The organism is Thermostichus sp. MS-CIW-26 (genome assembly GCF_054059115.1).
Genome location: NZ_JBSSBV010000005.1, coordinates 38529 through 55023, shown reverse-complemented (window position 1 = coordinate 55023; position 16495 = coordinate 38529). Strand labels below are relative to the sequence as shown.

Sequence of the window (16495 nt, the reverse complement as noted above, 5' to 3'; positions counted from 1 at the left end):
CTCATCCCAGGAACTTGGCAGAGCTGGCCTCTGCTTGAGACTCGCAGTACCCAATACATAGCCGTAATCTACCTGAGAACCCGTATCTCATATGTCTATATGTCATATATCTATATGCTTAAGTACCCATGTATCTGACATCTGCTACCTGTTCATAGTGTCCGTATGTCTTCTGGCCGGGGTTTCCAGGTAGGCAGGCGGACAGAGCTGATGGAGAATGGAAGAAAGCCTGCGCTTTAACGACAGCCGACATGGGGAGAACGGGTGGAAAAGGGCACACTGGTGGAGTTTCGTTACAATAACGACCGTGTGTTGGCAGTGGTTCAGGGCACCGAGGGCAAGAAGAACCTACTGCTGGGGGTGCCTTCTGGGCAGGTTCATAGTGTTCACCCTCGCCAGATTACCTTTGCTTTGAACGGGGGATCCAGCTTCACGGCTTCCGACATTCCCGGCTTTTGGCAGGCGGTGCAAGCAAAGTTGGATCCCGAAAGTTTGGCGTTGGCCTGGGAACTGGTGCAGGAGGAGCGGCGGTCTCTGAGCTTGGCCGAAATGGCTCAGCTGTTGTTTTCTGATGATTCCCCGGTCTCTACCTATGCCGCCTACCGCCTCTTGAGCGAGGATCGCACCTACTTCAAGCAAAAGGGGGAGAGCTACGAACCCCGCACTCCGGCTCAGGTGAAGGAGATCCTCCATCAAATGGCCGTTGCCCAACAACGGCAGCAGGAACAACTAGAGTTTGAGGCCCACCTGCGGGAGGCTCTGGCTCATCTCGGCCAAGGGTATCCCTGGACTCCTGCCGAGCGGGCCCGCCTGGAGGTGCTGGAACGCCTGGCCTTACAGGGAGCGGCGGCAGCCATTCGCAGCCACGAGGATCTCTCTTCCAATCTCAACCCGTCGGATCGGGAACGGGCCTCGCAACTGCTGGAGCTGATGGGGTTTCCTGACACTCCGCAGGGGGCCTTTGAGGCTTTGGTGGCTCTGGGGCTGTGGAGCCGCCACGAGAACCTGGCCCTGCGCCTCACCGGGATCCCAACCCAGTTCCCGAAGGCGGTGGAGCGATACACCCAAGCCCTGCTCAGCCAGCCTCCCTCTTTCTGGGATCCCCACCTGCGGCAGGATCTCACCCACCTCCACACCTACACCATCGATGATGCCAGCACCCGCGACATTGACGATGCCCTCAGCGTCGAGTTCTGGTCGGATGACGCGGTGAAGCTCTGGATCCACATTGCCGATCCCAGTTGTTGGGTGCAGTGGGGGGATCCCCTCGATTTGGAAGCCCGCAAGCGTGGCACCAGTGTCTATTTGCCGGAGCGGGTGATCCCGATGTTCCCACCGGAGTTGTCCACCGGCCCGATGAGCTTGGTGCAGGGAGAGGTGCGGCCTGCTCTTAGCTTTGGCATTCTACTGGGATCCGACGGCCAGATCCGGGATTCCAAGATTTGCCTCAGCCAGATCAAAGTGACCTACCGCCTCACCTACGAAGATGCCGATGAAATGTTGGAGTTGGGGGCAGAGGCCCAACTGACAGCCATTGCCCGGGCGGCCCAGTGGCGTTATGGGTGGCGCATGGCTCAGGGGGCCATTCAGATCGGCCTGCCGGAGCAAGATATCAAGGTCATCGACGAGATCCCCCACCTCCGGGTAATCGAGGATACTCCTGCGCGGCAGATGGTGGCGGAAATGATGGTGCTCACCGGCGAGGTGGCGGCTCGCTTCGCCAGCCAAAATGGGATCCCGGTGCCCTATCGTCTGCAGCCGGCTCCCGACTTACCTCCTCCCGAAGTGCTGGATAGGTATCCCCAGGGGCCGGTTCGGTCTTTTGCCATCATGCGCTGTCTATCGCGGGCGGAAGTGGCCACCCAACCTGGGCGACATACAGGGCTGGGGCTTGAGGCCTACTGTCAGGTTACCTCCCCGATTCGGCGCTACCTGGACTTGGTGGCCCACTACCAGATCAAGGCCTTTTTGCGCGGGGATCCCTTGCCGTTGACGGAGGCGGATGTGCAGCAGTTGCTGCTGGGGATTGAGCCGGGCACCGCTGAGGCCAACCAGGTGGAGCGGAAATCCAAGCGCTATTGGAGCATCGAATACCTGCGCCTGCGACCGGGGCAAATTTGGCGGGCTCTGGTCTTGGGCTACCTGCGCGAGCAGGAAAACTTGGTGTTGGCCATGCTGGATGAGATTGCCTTTCGGGTGCCGGTGCGCCTAGAACGCCAGATTCCTCTGGGGGCTTGGATCGAGTTGGAAGTTGTGCAGGCGGATCCCCGTGCGGATGTGATCGAGCTGCGCGAGGTGGGACGAGAGGCGGCCATGTGCGGATAGATATGCCTTGACCTGTCGCTCACCCAATCTGCGCGGATAGCTGATACAACAGAGGGGGGAAGTCTCAAAAGTCTGGATCGTGAATTTTCTTTAGGGGGGATCCCATGACCGCACGACCTTCCGGCCCACCTCCAATCGTTTACATTCTTTTGTTCGCGATACTGGGAGGCGGCGGCTGGTATGCCTATCGTTCCGGCCTGTTGGACTCATTCCTGAATAGAGAGAACACGCCTCCTATCCCCAGCCAGATTCCAGCTGCCCGGCCCCAAGCCCCAACAGCGCCCAACCCCCCTCAGGCCCAGGTACCCAACCCGCCTGCCAACGCCGTTAATCTGGATACTTCTCTGCCCAACCCAGCAGTGCTCCAGGTGGATGGCAGCGTCACGATGATCCGGATCGTCTTTGCCCTGAAGGGAGGCTACACCCAGCGCAACCCCGGCATTCCCCTCACCTATGGGATCCCGGATGGCAAGCCCAATGGATCCAATGCCGGCCTGAAGGCCCTGATGGAAGGTCGCATCCAGATGGCCGCTAGCTCCCGCCCCCTCAATGCCAGCGAAGTGCAGGCGGGTCTACAGGCGATCCCGGTGGCCAAAGATGCCCTGGCGGTGGCGGTGGGGGTGAACAACCCCTACAAAGGAGGACTGACGCTGCAGCAATTGGCCGATATCTTCCAGGGTCGGATCACCAATTGGAGCCAGGTGGGCGGCCCGGATCGGCGGATTCGGGTCCTCAATCGCGCCCCCCAGAGCGGCACCTACAGCGTTTTCCAAGAACTCGTGTTGTTGGGGCTGCCCTTCGCTCCCGATAACCCTCCCTACTTCACCACCGCCACAGAAGATGTCACCACCCCGCTGCTGCGGGCTTTGGGAGAAGATGGCATCACCTACAGCACCGTCGATCAGGTGCAGAACCAGCAAACGGTGCGGATTGTGCCCATCGACGGCCAGATGCCCACCCGTGAGGCCATCCAGAGGGGCAGCTACCCCTTGGCGCGGACTGTGTTTTTGGTGGCACCTCAAAGAACCAGCCCTGTGGTGGCCGACTTCATCAACTATGCTCTTTCGGATCAAGGCCAGCAAATCATTGGCCGCACTGAGTTCATCCCCCTCCGATAGCAACCCACAAGTAGGACTGAGATAGCCGCTGACAGCAAGCGCAGCGCGGTTCCTCTGCTTTTCCAGAAGACGTCTTCTACCTGCTTTTAGATGTCGTGATTATTCTAAGACACTGTACCCACACCTAAAACGGTGAATATGCCAGGCCAAAAGGCTTTTCTCAGTAAACCAGGCGTCTTGCCCTAACCTGAAAGACTATAGATTTCTAACAAGCTCAACTTTTCAATTCTCTCGGCGCACAGCGCTCTCATGCCACTTGCCCAACACCCAGTCGGATAGAGCACTCAAGGAAATGAAGATCAGGATCCCCAAGCCGGTGACCAAGATCAAGGCCGCAAACATGCGGGGCACCTGCAGGTTGAAGCTGGAGATCAAGATCTGGTAGGCGATCCCGGCCCGCTGCCCGCCAGTACCAGCGACAAACTCCGCCACCACCGCCCCAATCAAAGAGAGGCCACCGCTGATGCGCAGGCCCCCCATGAAATAGGGCATGGCACTGGGTAGCCGCAAGTAGATCAACGTTTGCCAGCGGTTGGCCTTGTACAGTTGGAACAGGTTGAGCAGGTTGTGATCGACGCTGTTCAGCCCCAGAGTGGTGTTGGAAAGAATCGGGAAAAAAGCCACAATCCAGGCGCACACCACCATCGCAGCAAAGGTGTTGTTGCGCAGCCAAATGATGATCAGCGGGGCGATGGAGACAATGGGCATCGTCTGTAAAATCACCGCATAGGGGAAAAAGCTGCGCTCAATCCACTTGCTCTGGGTGAACACAATCGCGACCAAAAGCCCCGACACTGTGGCAGCCAAAAAGGCCACCACCGTAATTTGCACGGTGATCAACAGGGAAGGAAAAAGCGTTCCCCAGTCGCGAACGAGGGTTTGCACCACCAAAATCGGCCCCGGCAAGAGGTAGTGGGGCACTCCTGTTACCCGCACCGCCACTTCCCAGCCCACCAAGAAGAGGATCCCGACGATAAGGGGGGCAATCACTTCCAGGTTGAACCAACGGCCCAGATTCAACCCCTTTGCAGGCACCCCTGAGCCGGCACTCGGTATGTCTGCCTCATCCGTGGGTTGGGATCCGAGTTTTTCTCCAACTGCGCCGGTCAGCTTGGGCAGAGACCAATCTGGCCAATGGAGAGGCCAGCTCTCCCCCAAGCCAACAAGGGATCCCAGCCAACGGCGCCATGGCTCGAGAAGCTGGACAAACAGGTCGAACATATCGTGAGGTTGGGGCATCAAGGGACTTACGCAACAGAGAGAACACCGCTAAGCCAGGGATCCCATCAGCGCAAACGTCCAGCAGAGAGGGGGCGCAAATAGGGGGGATCCTGAGCTGAGCCGTGCATGGCCTCGTGCAGACGGGCCGACACTTCACGGCAGTAGTTGTTGTAGAGGGAAGAGGTGCGAAAGTCTTCCGAGCGAGGGTAGGGTGCATCAATGGGAATATCGGCTACCACCCGCCCTGGGCGAGCCGCCATCACCACCACGCGGTTGGACAGGTAGACAGCCTCGTAAATGTTGTGGGTAACGAAGAGCACCGTCCAGCGCTTTTCTTGCCACAGCTCCAACAGATCGCTGTTCAACTTGCTGCGGGTGATTTCATCCAAAGCGCCGAAGGGCTCGTCCATCAGCAACACTTGGGGCTTGGTTACCAGGGCGCGAGCAATGGAAACCCGCATGCGCATGCCGCCCGATAGCTCGCGGGGAAAACTGCGCTCAAACCCCCGCAGGCCCACCAGTTGCAGAGCTTCCAAGACATCTCGATCGGCTTTTGGCTTGGGCTCACCTGCCAACTTTAAGGGTAGCCCCACATTGTCCATCACCGTCGCCCAAGGCATAAGGGCCGGTTCCTGAAACACAAAGGCCAACTTGGGTTCCCCTTGGGGAGCATCCTTCTCAAGATTTTGCCCCCATTCGATAGAGCCTGTGGTCAGATGCCCCAGACCTGCCACCAACCGTAGCACTGTGCTTTTCCCACAGCCGGATGGCCCCACCAAGCTAACGAACTGCCCTTCTTGGATGGTCATATTCATGTCCTGCAAAGCCACCGTGCCATTGGAATAGACCTTGCTGACATGGTTGAGGGTGATGACAGGGGCAGGCATGGCTGGCAGTTCCCAGAGCAGAGGATAGAAGAGTATCCTTCCCAATCTAAAAAGGGGAAAAGATGGGTGATAGAAAGCGCACACTTTCAAAATAACCCTCTCTGCCGCCTCTGCTTGGTAGGCGTAACTACAACTCTTTCCCTCAGAACCGGTTTCCAGAGAGTTTCTCACGGAAAGCTTGCGATGACCCAAATCGGAGCAGCAAGTCGGTATGATGTTGCCGACCACCCCCTGGCCAAGGAACACATGGGATCCCCATTTAAACCGGTTGCAGGTGCTGTTACAGCCCCGCGAGGATTTCGAGCCGCTGGAGTGGCCGCTGGCCTCAAGCCCTCAGGAGCTGCGGATTTGGCTTTGATCGTTTCCGAGTGCGATGCGGTTGGGGCAGGCGTTTTTACCACCAATCAGGTCAAAGCAGCCTGTGTTACCTACAACCAAGGGATCCTCGCCCAACAGCAGCCGGTGCGGGCCATCCTCTGCAATGCTGGGCAAGCCAACGCCTGTACCGGAGAAGAAGGAGAGCGCAACAACGCCCAACTGGCCCTCTGGGTGGCAGAACGGTTGGGGATCCCGGCCCATCAGGTGCTCACGGCCTCCACAGGGGTCATCGGGCGACAACTGGAAATGCCGAAAATCCAAGCAGCCCTGCCTGGCCTTATCGACAGCCTCTCTCCAGAGGGGGGGGAGAGCGCCGCCCGCGCCATCATCACCACCGACTTGGTGACCAAAAGCGTTGCCCTGCAAGCTGAGATCGACGGGTACACCGTCAGGGTCGGGGGCATTGCCAAGGGATCCGGCATGATCCACCCCAACTTGGCCACGATGCTGGCTTTTTTAACCTGTGACGCGGCTGTGGATCCCCGCCTGTGGCAGCAGATCCTCAAGCAAGCTGCCGACCTCAGCTTTAACCAAATCACGGTGGATGGGGATACCAGCACCAACGACATGCTCTTGGCTCTGGCCAACGGCCAAAGTGGGATCCCAACCCTGCAAGCCGGCACAGAAGCTGCCCAGACTTTGGCGGAGATGGTCAACCAAGTTTGCATTCATCTGGCTAAGGCCATTGCCCGCGACGGGGAAGGAGCTACCAAGCTGCTGGAAATTCGGGTGTGTGGGGCTGTGGATGATGCGGCAGCCCGACACATGGCCCGTGTGATCGCCAGCTCTCCCTTGGTGAAGGCGGCAGCTTTTGGCAACGATCCCAACTGGGGACGGGTGGCAGCCGCCGCCGGACGGGCCGGGATCCCCTTCGACAGCCGCCGGTTGGATATCCGTCTGGGGGATTTTCTGCTCATGCAGGCGGGAATGCCCCTGGCTTTCGATCGCAAGGCAGCCTCTGAGTACTTGAAAGGGGATCCGGTGACCTTCACCGTGGATCTCCATCAGGGATCCGGCCAGGGCGTGGCCTGGGGCTGCGATCTCAGCTACGATTACGTGCGCATCAACGCCGAATACACCACCTAATGGGGGATCCCAGCCATGACCACCGAATCGAACGCAAATAACGGCTTTTCTACCGAAGCCCAAGCGGCTTTGGCCAAGGAAGCGAGGCTTTCCCTATCCGGCTGGCAACAATGAGTCGAGGCTTAGCCTTGGTTTCATGCCACCAACATCCGCAACGCACCGGCCCACAACCTGGTGCAACTGGGCATTGGTGGCTGGCAAGTGCCACGGCAAGGGGTGAAGGTGTGCCGGGAGCGGGCCACCCACATCCTCACCGTTACCGACATCACCGAAATGGGCTTGGATGCAGCCGCCGATTTCGCCCTCGAAAAAGCCCTAGACGGCACCGATTGTGTGTACATCAGCTTCGATATCGACTGCATCGATGCCGGCTTTGTACCCGGTACAGGCTGGCCAGAGCCGGGTGGGCTGCTGCCGCGGGAAGCGCTCTACTTGCTCAAGCGCATTGTGCGGGAAGCACCGATCTGTGGCCTGGAGGTGGTGGAAGTCTCTCCCCCCTACGACATTAGCGATATCACAGCTCTAATGGCCACCCGAGTTATTTGCGATACGCTGGCCCATTTGGTGGTATCTGGGCAACTGCCGCGCCGAGAGAAGCCCGCCTACATCCACCCGGAGGCGACGCCAGAAATGGCCGGCGACTGGAGCATGCCTCTAACCCCCAAAACCCTGAACTTTGCTGAATTTACTGAGCTTTAGGCGGTTTGGCAAAAGTCATTGAGAGGGATATAGTAGACCAAGTTTCCCCCTGATCCTTGAGTCCACCGCAACGGTTGCCGGGAAGTGAAGGGGGAAAGCGCTCGGGGGGTATTCCTCAGGGCTTTGCGGGATACCGCCTTCCTGCTTGGACTCCGTCCCGCTGACGCGAACAGAGATAGGCAGGATGCGATCGCTTCTTTCCTGAACCATGTTCAGGAGAGTTCAGCGTGAATGTATCAGGTAAGAGATGCACGAGACCGACATGACCCGCGCCTTGATCCAAACACTACGTGACTGGTGGCAAAGTCAGCCGGGACAGCCTCAGATCGCTCGGGTGCACCTGGTGGTAGGACAGTTCACCTGTGTAGAGCCGGCCAGCCTAACCTTTGCCTATGCCGCACAAACCCAGGGTACTTTCCTACAGGGATCCCAGTTGGTCATCCGGGAAACGCCGCTCATTGCCTATTGCCATCCCTGCGGCCAAGAATACAAGCCAGAAATAGGCCGGCGCTATGCTTGCCCCAACTGTGGATCCCCGATGGAAGAGACTCGCTCGGGCCGAGAGCTGAAAATTGACTACATCGAAATTGACTACATCGAATGTTCAACAAACTTCACCCCACCGGCGCAACCAGAAGTCGCCTAGGCCGCTCCAAAGCTAAGCCCCAGAAGGACAGCTGCTCCCAAGCTGAGGATGAACATCAAGCCGGCAGGCATTAACGTTCGGGTTTTGCGGTAGCGCAGGGCGAATACGATAGATCCCAGCACTGTCGTCCCCAGGCCCAAGCCCAGCCCCCAGCGGGGATCCACCCCCAGCAGCCCATAGCTGACTCCGCTGAGGGCGGCCCCAACCAGCCCCCCGATGAGAGACTTGGAGCTTTTGCCTTTGCTATAGCCGATTGCTCCGCCCACCAGAAGCAGTGCCCCGTAGACCAGCAAGGTGATTTGTGCGGCCAGCATGATGGGAAAACCTTGTCCTCTCTAGGTTTAATCCACGAGGATATCGCGAATCAAGGGCAAGCGAATGCTGATGTAGCGATTGAGAATTGAGGCATCGACACTGCTGAGGGCGTGTTTTTTCTGACAGGCGCTCAGAAGCAGGTTCACCAAGTCATCGTCACGCTTTGTGAGCCAATCTGGCCTGCCAATCTCGCTGACCAAAGACCAAAACTGGCGTACCATTTCAGGAGTCATGGCATCCATTTTGTGGAGATAGGGGCTGAACTGCAAAAGAATGGTCTAGGCCATCGATTCGATTCTAGAAAAAAGACCTCATCCCCGAGGACAATATTTCAGCTCCGTCACAACTTAGGATAAGATGTTATGCTTTCCCACAAAGCTCAGCAAGCAGTGCCCCTTCTGGCTTTGTGAGGATCTTAGGAAGGTAAACTGGCAACTCCTGACATATATCAACATTAGGCGTTAAAAAACGATGATTCCTGTCAAAATCTCGACATCAGCACCAGAAGATCCGCAAGCCCCCTTATCCAAGCTGTAAGACAGGGAATCTGGGCGAGCAGGGGCTAGCGCAAGGCGTACTGTAACCTATAGGCTCCTTCTTCTCGTGGCTTATGGGTGTTGGCCCGCAGGGTATAAGTGCCGGTGCGGGGCAGAAAGGCAATCATCAGAGCATCGGTTCCACCCCCTTGGTCATCATCCCAAGCCCTGACTTCTCCACTGGGATCCAGCAGCTGCAAAAAGGCATCGAAATCGGAGCTGGTCATGGAAGCGATCAGGATCTGGCCGGCGCGGGCGGCAATGGGATATTCGTCCATCCAACTGCCATCCTCGGGATGCTGAAGGGATCCCTCCTGCAGACGGCCCGATAGGCTTTCCTGCCAATCTACCTGGGTGAGGATATAGGTGAGCCGGTAGTTGCCGGTGGATTCCGGCTCAAAGCTGGTGGCCCGCAAGGTGTAGGTGCCTCCCTCCGGCAGACGCACCGCCAACAGGGCATTCACATCTGGGCCAGAGTCATCGTTAAAGCCAATCACCCGCCCTTGACCGTCCACCAGCTCCAGGTAAGCATCAAAATCTTCGCTCTCTAGGGCCGCAATCAAAATCTGTCCCGGCTCAGCGGTGACGGGGATCCCATCCCAAAAGCTGCCGTACTGGCGGCTGACTTGATCTCCCACCTCCAGCGCTCCCGTCACGGTTTGGCTGCCTCTCCACAGAGCAGAACGGGTCAGCGCAGATCCCACTGGCAAGCCTCTCTCTCCCACCCGATCCAGCAGCCGACAGCCGCCGGCCAACCCCAATGCCACCAGAGCCAGAGTCAAACGGGATCCCCAACGGCGAGGAGATGCGCAAGAACGATACCAGCTCAACATCGGAAGGGATCCCTTTCTAAAGAATGGCAACTGTAGATTGATCCTACCCCCTGATTGATTGAGCGAAAAGTTGGTCAGCCGAGAGCAAACTGTTGGCCTACAGGGTTTCCCAAGCTTGCAAGACGGCTTCTAGGGCCAGCCGCCCATGGTAGAGATGGGTTCCCCCCTGCAAGTAGACGGTGTAGGGATCCCGCATCGGCCCATCGGCAGACAGCTCGGCGCTGCTCCCGGCAATAAAGGTGCCTGCTGCCATCACCACCGGGTCTGCATAACCGGGCATCACCTCCGGAACTGGGGTGAGGTAGGAATCCACAGGAGAACTGTTTTGAATGGCGTGGCAAAAGGCCTGCAGCTTTTGCGGGGATCCCAATTGAATGGCCTGGATGATATCGGTGCGAGGAGCTTGAGGCAGAGGCGAGACCGGGTAGCCCAGATCAGAAAACACCTGCGCCGCCAGATGGGCGATCTTCACCGCTTCGGCCACCATCTGCGGGGCCAAGAACAAGCCTTGAAACAGAAGGCGGTTGAGATCTAGAGTTGCCCCCCCCTCCGAACCAATGCCCGGAGCCGTTAACCGACAAGCGGCTTGCTCCACCAGCTCTGCCCGCCCGGCCACATAGCCCCCTGCGGGAACGAGGGTGCCCCCCGGATTTTTGATCAGGGATCCGGCAATCAGATCTGCGCCCACATGGGTTGGCTCCTGGGTTTCCACAAATTCGCCGTAGCAATTGTCCACAAAAACCACAACTTCGGGGTTTTGCGCTTTGACCATTTGGATCATCTCGGCAATCTGGGCAATGGAAAAGCTGGGCCGCCAATCGTAGCCACAGGACCGCTGAATGTGAACCAAGCGGGTTTGCGGTCTGAGGGCGGTTTTCAGGGCCTGCCAATCGACAGTTCCCTCCCGCAAATCCAACTGGCGGTAACCGATGCCAAACTCCCGTAGGGATCCCCGCCCGGAACCCCGCAGACCGATGACCTCTTCAAGGGTGTCGTAAGGGGGGCCGGTAATGCTCAGCAGCTCATCCCCCGGACGCAGCACCCCAAACAAAGCACAGGCAATGGCATGGGTACCAGACACCATCTGCAGCCGCACCACTGCTGCCTCACAGCCCATGATCTGGGCAAACACCCGATCCAAAACCTGCCGCCCCTGGTCGTCGTGGCCATACCCCGACACCCCGGCAAAGTGATGGGATCCCACCCGCTGGTCGCGAAAGGCCCGCAGCACCCGCGCCAGGTTCTCTCTGAGGGTCTTCTCCACCGCCTGAAACTGCTCCTGTAGAGCCTCTTCTGCTCTGTCTAAAAGCTCTGCCGCCTTCAACGGGATCCCTCCGCCCACCCAGTCTGCCCCACCTTTTGCACACCAAGCTGGTTTCGAGGGTAGCATTTCAGCCACCCCGGAAAGAGTTGGCCTTCTCCCCACCGCTCCTCAAGGTGACTGCAGCGGCAGAACCGAGTTCCAAGTTCTTATGTACTTATGTAGCTGATACATTCACGCTGAACTCTCCTGAACATGGTTCAGGAAAGAAGCGATCGCATCCTGCCTATCTCTGAGCAGGAAGGCGGTATCCCGCAAAGCCCTGAGGAATACCCCCCGAGCGCTTTCCCCCTTCACTTCCCGGCAACCGTTGCGGTGGACTCAAGGATCAGGGGGAAACTTGGTCTACTATATCCCTCTCAATGACTTTTGCCAAACCGCCTAAAGCTCAGTAAATTCAGCAAAGTTCAGGGTTTTGGGGGTTAGAGGCATGCTCTCCGATAGAAACCTTACAGCATGGAACAGTGAACAACAGGCTTGTCAAAGCTAATACCGACAACAACACCATCTCTCAAGTCGAAAGCCTCATATTGATAAAAAATCGATAAAAAGCTTAATTTATATCAATATCCCTTCATTTTTGCTGTCAATGGCTATCCAATCAAGATGCTGCTAGGCTGTAGGATAATACCAACATACCCTGGAGGAAAGCTGAAGCATCTGGATTGCCGAGCTTATGGGCAATACGGCCCACCTTCAGTCTCTCAAAAACAGGTCAGAGTTAGAGACATTGTTTAACCAACTCAAAATCCAGCTCAGGAAGATTTTTAGCAGGCTAGATCTGTCTATGGGTTTGATGATAGATTTGGCTTTTGACTGAGGAACTTGCAACTTAAACTCTAAAAAACCTTTCCCAAAGACACTCAACACAGCCAATAGAAGTGCATGTCTTGCAGGGCGGGGATCCCGCTTCTCTACAGAGCTCCTGCGATTCGGGAAAATCTGGAATTCAACATCTCTGAAACATTAAGAGAGCCTAAATTTATTCTTAACCTCTGGCAGAGATCCTTGAGCGAGATGTTAACCTAGACTTAACCCAAGAGGTTAGTGCCACTCCCAAAGCCGATCTGCTCACCCTTGATGACAGGGCTCCATTTTTGCCAATTAAAGGGCTGACGTCGCCTGTGAGCTGGGATCGCTTTCCAGAGTTAGAGGGATCCCGGGTGGGGATGAGGCGCTATCTCAGGTATAAACCGACATGACTGGGAGAGTCCTCATGACTAAGCTTGTGATCCAAGGGAAAAACGTCGAGATTACCGACGCCATCCGCAGCTACGTTCAAGAAAAAATTGAGCGCGCTGTCAGTCATTTTGCCCAGATCACCAGTGAGGTTGATGTCAATCTATCGGTAGCCCGCAACCCCCGTATCAGTGCCAGCCAATCTGCCGAAGTGACCGTCTACGCCAATGGCACCGTGATCCGGGCGGAAGAAAGCAGCGAAAACCTCTATGCCAGCATCGACCGTGTGGCCGACAAGCTGGCCCGCAAGTTGCGCAAATACAAAGAACGGAACGGCATTCACCGCGTCCGCCACACCCCCAAAACCTCCGTGGCAGTGGCCCAGCAGCCCGCCACCGATCCGCTAAATACGGAACGGCAAGCGGAGTTACCGGCAGAGGTGGTGCGCACCAAGTACTTCGCCATGCCACCCATGACGGTTCAGGAAGCGTTGCACCAGTTGGAGCTGGTGGATCACGACTTCTACGTTTTCCGCAATATCGAAAATGGCGAGATCAACGTTATCTACGTCCGCAACCACGGTGGCTACGGCCTGATCCGCCCCCGCTAAAGCTTCGCGAAAATGCGTGGTGAATTTTCCCCCCGACTTGCTTCTCTAGGATCCAGCGGCGCTTTCTATCTGTTGCTACAACTTACCGATTCTGCTCTGCCGATTGGGGCCTATTCCCACTCCTGGGGCTTGGAAGCTGCCGTTCAAGCGGGTCAACTTCGCGATCGGGCTGGGGTGCAGCAATATCTGCTGGGGGTTTTACACATGGGCCTAGCCCCCACCGAGGGCAGAGCCTGTGCCTTGGCCCATTGTCTGTCCCGATTGGGAGCCGAGTCAGGAGTGGAGAAACTGCAGCAGCAACTGCAAGCAACCCGTTGGGCGGCAGAACCGCGCCAAGCCAGCTTGGATTTGGGCAAACGCCTAGCTCAACTGGCAGAACGCACCTGGGGAATCTCCGTCCCCAAAGCAGAGGGGGATCCACTGCATCATTCCGTGGTGTTTGGCTGGATCTGCGCTCAGGCGGGCATTGGGTTGGAAGATACCCTGCGTGCCTTCTTGTTCTCCTCCCTCACTGGGCTGGTCTCGGCAGCGGTGCGTCTGGTACCTTTGGGGCATACCGAGGGGCAAAGCCTATTGGCTCAGTTGTACGAGCCCATCGAGGCAGTGGTACACCAAGAGATCCTGCCGGTTGTGAAGCGGGCCGAAAGGCCAAACCTCTCCCCCAGCTGGCCGGCTTTGGGCAGCTTCACCCTCCTACAAGAACGCGATTGTCAAGTCCACCAACAGCTCTATTCCCGCCTTTTTCAATCTTGAAAGCCGTCAACCCTCACCCCTAAACCCTTCTCCCAGAGGGAGAGGGGAGTTCAGCTAGAAATCGCAGGAGCCCCGCACTGTACCCGTAGGGTCAGTGCCGGGAGGAATGCGCTTTGATGAATTACAATGAACTTATGAGCCAAGTCCTGACCGTCTCCTGTAAGCTCAAGGCGTCCCAGTCGCAAGCCGCCAAATTGGACGCGACGATGGAGGCTTTTGGCCAAGCCTTGAATTGGGTCAACCAGAACACGCCGGAGAAGATCGTCAACGCGGTCAAACTGCAATCCCTTTGCTACTACGAGACTCGAGCCCGGTTTGGCTTGTCCAGCAACTTGGCTCAACAGGTGTGCAGACGGGTAGCGGGTTCCCGCAAAGTGGCTAAGCAGAAAAAGCGTCCCGTCAAGGAGTTTAAGAGCGGCTTTGTTACCTACGACGCCCGTATCTTTTCGTTCCGTCAAAAAGACTGGACGGTGTCGCTGACCACGGTGGAAGGGAGAGAACGCTTTGAACTGGCCATTGGCAACTACCAGCGTGGGATGCTGGCTGGTTCCAACCCAAAAGCTGCCACGCTGATCAAGCGCAAAGATGGCTCCTACTACATCCAGATTTGCGTAGAGAAAAAGCCACCCAAGCAACAAGATACCGACAAGGTGATCGGGGTGGACTTGGGGAGGACAGATATTGCCCATACGTCAGAGGGGGACAACTGGAATGGACAGCAGTTGAGCAGAGTCCGAGAGCGCTACTCCCGGTTGAGGGCGGTACTCCAACGCAAAGCCAGTAAGGGCACACGCAGTTCGCGGCGCAGATGCCGTCAACTGTTGCAACGGCTGTCTGGCAAGGAGAGACGCTTTCAAGCGTGGGTCAATCATCGCATCTCCAAAGCTATTGTCTCTAGGGCAAAGACCACAAACAGCGCTATTGCTCTGGAAGACTTGACAGGGATCCGGGAAAGGGTCAATCAACAACCCCGCAGCAAAGCTGAGCGGCGTAGGACCAACAGTTGGGCGTTCTACCAACTACGTCAATTTCTGGAGTACAAGGCGAGGGTTGCAGGGGTTTCTCTGATTCTTGTGCCGCCCGCCTACACGTCGCAGACCTGCCACCGGTGTTTGCACATCCATCCCGACCCTGCGCAATCCTATCGCAGTGGCAAGTCGTTTAAGTGTGGGCACTGTGGATGGGAAGGGGATGCGGATTTGAATGGTGCGAATGTGATTGCGCTCTTGGGGGCTGTCGTAAACCAGCCTAGAGGTCCGGGCCTGTTTTGTTCTCTGGTAGAGCAGAACAGGCTCAGGGCTACTGAAAGCCCGCTCCGTACCGCTTAGCGGTCGGAGCCGGGTAGTTTACGGCTTCGTCGTCCATCCAGGAAGGGGGTACAGGTCGGCATCCATAGCTGGAATCCGAGCCATCGTAGCTACGGGGATCCCGCTGGTACTCCATCAAGGCTTGAAGGGTATCTCGGGGTGGAGTGGCACCGCGCAAGTCCTTCAAAGAGAGGGAAATGTTGGGAGCCGGCAAAGTGGCACCGCCCACATGACAATTCAAACAGGCGGACTGAAAACGATTTTTGCCGTCCGTGAGCTGCTCTGGGGTAAAGGTGAGGGTATGCTCTGCGGCATCTAGAGGCAATTCCACAGGGCCACTCACCCGCAAATACTGGTTCACGTAAGGATCAATGCGAGCCGCCACCGGACTGGCCAGCCCCAGCCACAACAAGGCCAGGATCCCGACCTAGGCCTAGAGGCGAGACGGGATCCGCCATCTCATAGGCAACTTCTGATCCAGATGCGGCATTAGAGATAGGCTGATAGGTCGCTGTGGCTTTCGTTCTTGGTACCACCCCAGCCGGGAACGGTCTTGGCCTGCACCAGAATGTAGCCCGCAATCAGCTTCAGATCCTCGTCGGTGAGGTTGCGCAGACGTGGATACTCACTGGTGAGCTGGGTGTTGGGGTGATACTCCAACAGAGACTCCACCCCGTCATAGGTGACTGGATTCTTGATGTAATCCACAATCGCCAGCACATTATCCCGTGGGGGAGTTGCCCCCTCCAGATCCGAAAGCTTCAAGCTCACATCCGGGTTGGGATAGGTCTGGCCGCCCACATGGCACTGGGCGCATGCGGTGTTGAATAGCTTCTTCCCTTTGGCCAACTGGGCTTCGGTAAAGGTAATAGACTCAGTTGGCGACAGAGCCACTGCAGGAATATCCCTAGCTGCAAACACTGGAGCCAGACCCCAGCCAAACCCAGCCATCAACGCAGCCAACAGCAGGACAAGCAACCGACGACGCGCTGGCGCAAACACCTTCTGAAAAGAAAAAGCTTTGCTAAACATGGTTCTCCGTAGATCAGCCTAGAAAGAGGAGAGGTGGGCTCCACTCCAGCCACAAACCCGACAACAGGATCAAGAATAGACCATTAAGAGATCATTTGCAGATGGGATCCGGGATAGTTTCCCAATGGTTCCATTTGCCTTTGGTGTTAAGTTTGATTACGGAGCTATGGCCTGTTGGGAGTCTGTTGGCCGAGAGCTGACTTGGCCACAGCCCAGTCGAGAGAACTGAGCAGGTAATGAGCAGGTAAT

Annotated in this window: 15 protein-coding genes and 1 pseudogene; 8 read left to right on the top strand and 8 right to left on the bottom strand. The window is 57.0% G+C overall.

Annotated elements, in window-relative coordinates; translation table 11 throughout:
- The first annotated feature begins 264 nt into the window (after positions 1-264).
- Positions 265-2325, top strand: a complete 2061-nt coding sequence (locus ACVWZU_RS03255) for a ribonuclease catalytic domain-containing protein (protein WP_457443354.1) — start codon at positions 265-267, stop codon at positions 2323-2325.
- Positions 2326-2429: 104 nt separating this feature from the next.
- On the top strand, positions 2430-3443 hold the full coding sequence (locus tag ACVWZU_RS03250; protein WP_457443352.1) for a phosphate ABC transporter substrate-binding protein: 1014 nt from the start codon (positions 2430-2432) through the stop codon (positions 3441-3443).
- Between the two features lie 222 nt (positions 3444-3665).
- Here ACVWZU_RS03250 and ACVWZU_RS03245 read toward each other — a convergent pair whose 3' ends face one another.
- Together ACVWZU_RS03245 and ACVWZU_RS03240 are read right to left on the bottom strand one after the other, a co-directional pair.
- Positions 3666-4463, bottom strand: a complete 798-nt coding sequence (locus tag ACVWZU_RS03245; RefSeq protein ID WP_457443400.1) for an ABC transporter permease — start codon at positions 4461-4463, stop codon at positions 3666-3668.
- Between the two features lie 266 nt (positions 4464-4729).
- The gene (locus ACVWZU_RS03240; protein ID WP_457443350.1) at positions 4730-5551 is read right to left on the bottom strand and encodes an ABC transporter ATP-binding protein; all 822 of its coding nucleotides are present in this window, start codon (positions 5549-5551) and stop codon (positions 4730-4732) included.
- Between the two features lie 246 nt (positions 5552-5797).
- On the opposite strand from ACVWZU_RS03240, the gene argJ reads away from it, so the two are divergent.
- The 3 genes and pseudogenes from argJ to hypA all read left to right on the top strand — a co-directional run bounded on the left by argJ (position 5798) and on the right by hypA (position 8360).
- A complete protein-coding gene (gene argJ / locus ACVWZU_RS03235) occupies positions 5798-7015 on the top strand; it encodes a bifunctional glutamate N-acetyltransferase/amino-acid acetyltransferase ArgJ (protein WP_414522225.1) in 1218 nt (405 codons plus the stop codon).
- Between the two features lie 126 nt (positions 7016-7141).
- Positions 7142-7714 (top strand): annotated as a pseudogene (locus ACVWZU_RS03230) (arginase family protein); the annotation flags it as partial.
- Positions 7715-7961: 247 nt separating this feature from the next.
- The gene (gene hypA, locus ACVWZU_RS03225; protein ID WP_457443348.1) at positions 7962-8360 is read left to right on the top strand and encodes a hydrogenase maturation nickel metallochaperone HypA; all 399 of its coding nucleotides are present in this window, start codon (positions 7962-7964) and stop codon (positions 8358-8360) included.
- On the opposite strand, the gene ACVWZU_RS03220 is transcribed toward hypA, so the two are convergent.
- The 4 genes from ACVWZU_RS03220 to ACVWZU_RS03205 all read right to left on the bottom strand — a co-directional run bounded on the left by ACVWZU_RS03220 (position 8357) and on the right by ACVWZU_RS03205 (position 11368).
- Positions 8357-8674 (bottom strand): TMEM14 family protein, encoded by a 318-nt coding sequence (locus ACVWZU_RS03220; RefSeq protein ID WP_011434105.1) that lies wholly within the window; start codon positions 8672-8674, stop codon positions 8357-8359. The two genes, hypA and ACVWZU_RS03220, sit on opposite strands and share 4 nt — an antisense overlap.
- 27 nt (positions 8675-8701) lie before the next feature.
- Positions 8702-8908: a hypothetical protein gene (locus tag ACVWZU_RS03215; RefSeq protein WP_238376795.1), complete on the bottom strand. Its 207-nt coding sequence runs from the start codon at positions 8906-8908 to the stop codon at positions 8702-8704.
- A gap of 329 nt (positions 8909-9237) precedes the next feature.
- Positions 9238-10044 (bottom strand): PPC domain-containing protein, encoded by an 807-nt coding sequence (locus ACVWZU_RS03210; RefSeq protein ID WP_457443346.1) that lies wholly within the window; start codon positions 10042-10044, stop codon positions 9238-9240.
- A 97-nt stretch (positions 10045-10141) separates the two neighbouring features.
- Positions 10142-11368, bottom strand: a complete 1227-nt coding sequence (locus tag ACVWZU_RS03205; RefSeq protein ID WP_457443398.1) for a methionine gamma-lyase family protein — start codon at positions 11366-11368, stop codon at positions 10142-10144.
- Positions 11369-12581: 1213 nt separating this feature from the next.
- On the opposite strand from ACVWZU_RS03205, the gene hpf reads away from it, so the two are divergent.
- The 3 genes from hpf to ACVWZU_RS03190 all read left to right on the top strand — a co-directional run bounded on the left by hpf (position 12582) and on the right by ACVWZU_RS03190 (position 15235).
- Complete coding sequence (gene hpf / locus ACVWZU_RS03200) at positions 12582-13154, top strand: ribosome hibernation-promoting factor, HPF/YfiA family (protein ID WP_414352005.1); 573 nt, start codon at positions 12582-12584, stop codon at positions 13152-13154.
- Between the two features lie 12 nt (positions 13155-13166).
- Positions 13167-13907: an urease accessory protein UreF gene (locus tag ACVWZU_RS03195; RefSeq protein WP_457385092.1), complete on the top strand. Its 741-nt coding sequence runs from the start codon at positions 13167-13169 to the stop codon at positions 13905-13907.
- A gap of 134 nt (positions 13908-14041) precedes the next feature.
- Positions 14042-15235: an RNA-guided endonuclease InsQ/TnpB family protein gene (locus tag ACVWZU_RS03190; protein ID WP_457443396.1), complete on the top strand. Its 1194-nt coding sequence runs from the start codon at positions 14042-14044 to the stop codon at positions 15233-15235.
- Here ACVWZU_RS03190 and psbV2 read toward each other — a convergent pair.
- The gene (psbV2, locus tag ACVWZU_RS03185) at positions 15207-15626 is read right to left on the bottom strand and encodes a photosystem II cytochrome PsbV2 (protein ID WP_457443344.1); all 420 of its coding nucleotides are present in this window, start codon (positions 15624-15626) and stop codon (positions 15207-15209) included. The genes ACVWZU_RS03190 and psbV2 overlap by 29 nt on opposite strands.
- Positions 15627-15703: 77 nt before the next feature.
- Complete coding sequence (gene psbV / locus ACVWZU_RS03180; protein ID WP_011434097.1) at positions 15704-16246, bottom strand: photosystem II cytochrome c-550; 543 nt, start codon at positions 16244-16246, stop codon at positions 15704-15706.
- Positions 16247-16495: the final 249 nt, after the last annotated feature.

What these genes read in the sequence shown, in the direction of transcription:
- ACVWZU_RS03250 (WP_457443352.1), top strand. Translation starts at nt 2,430, where the DNA reads ATGACCGCACGACCTTCCGGCCCACCTCCAATCGTTTACATTCTTTTG.
- ACVWZU_RS03240 (WP_457443350.1), bottom strand. Translation starts at nt 5,551, where the DNA reads ATGCCTGCCCCTGTCATCACCCTCAACCATGTCAGCAAGGTCTATTCC.
- argJ (WP_414522225.1), top strand. Translation starts at nt 5,798, where the DNA reads ATGGGATCCCCATTTAAACCGGTTGCAGGTGCTGTTACAGCCCCGCGA.
- hypA (WP_457443348.1), top strand. Translation starts at nt 7,962, where the DNA reads ATGCACGAGACCGACATGACCCGCGCCTTGATCCAAACACTACGTGAC.
- ACVWZU_RS03220 (WP_011434105.1), bottom strand. Translation starts at nt 8,674, where the DNA reads ATGCTGGCCGCACAAATCACCTTGCTGGTCTACGGGGCACTGCTTCTG.
- ACVWZU_RS03215 (WP_238376795.1), bottom strand. Translation starts at nt 8,908, where the DNA reads ATGACTCCTGAAATGGTACGCCAGTTTTGGTCTTTGGTCAGCGAGATT.
- ACVWZU_RS03210 (WP_457443346.1), bottom strand. Translation starts at nt 10,044, where the DNA reads ATGTTGAGCTGGTATCGTTCTTGCGCATCTCCTCGCCGTTGGGGATCC.
- hpf (WP_414352005.1), top strand. Translation starts at nt 12,582, where the DNA reads ATGACTAAGCTTGTGATCCAAGGGAAAAACGTCGAGATTACCGACGCC.
- ACVWZU_RS03195 (WP_457385092.1), top strand. Translation starts at nt 13,167, where the DNA reads ATGCGTGGTGAATTTTCCCCCCGACTTGCTTCTCTAGGATCCAGCGGC.
- ACVWZU_RS03190 (WP_457443396.1), top strand. Translation starts at nt 14,042, where the DNA reads ATGAGCCAAGTCCTGACCGTCTCCTGTAAGCTCAAGGCGTCCCAGTCG.
- psbV (WP_011434097.1), bottom strand. Translation starts at nt 16,246, where the DNA reads ATGTTTAGCAAAGCTTTTTCTTTTCAGAAGGTGTTTGCGCCAGCGCGT.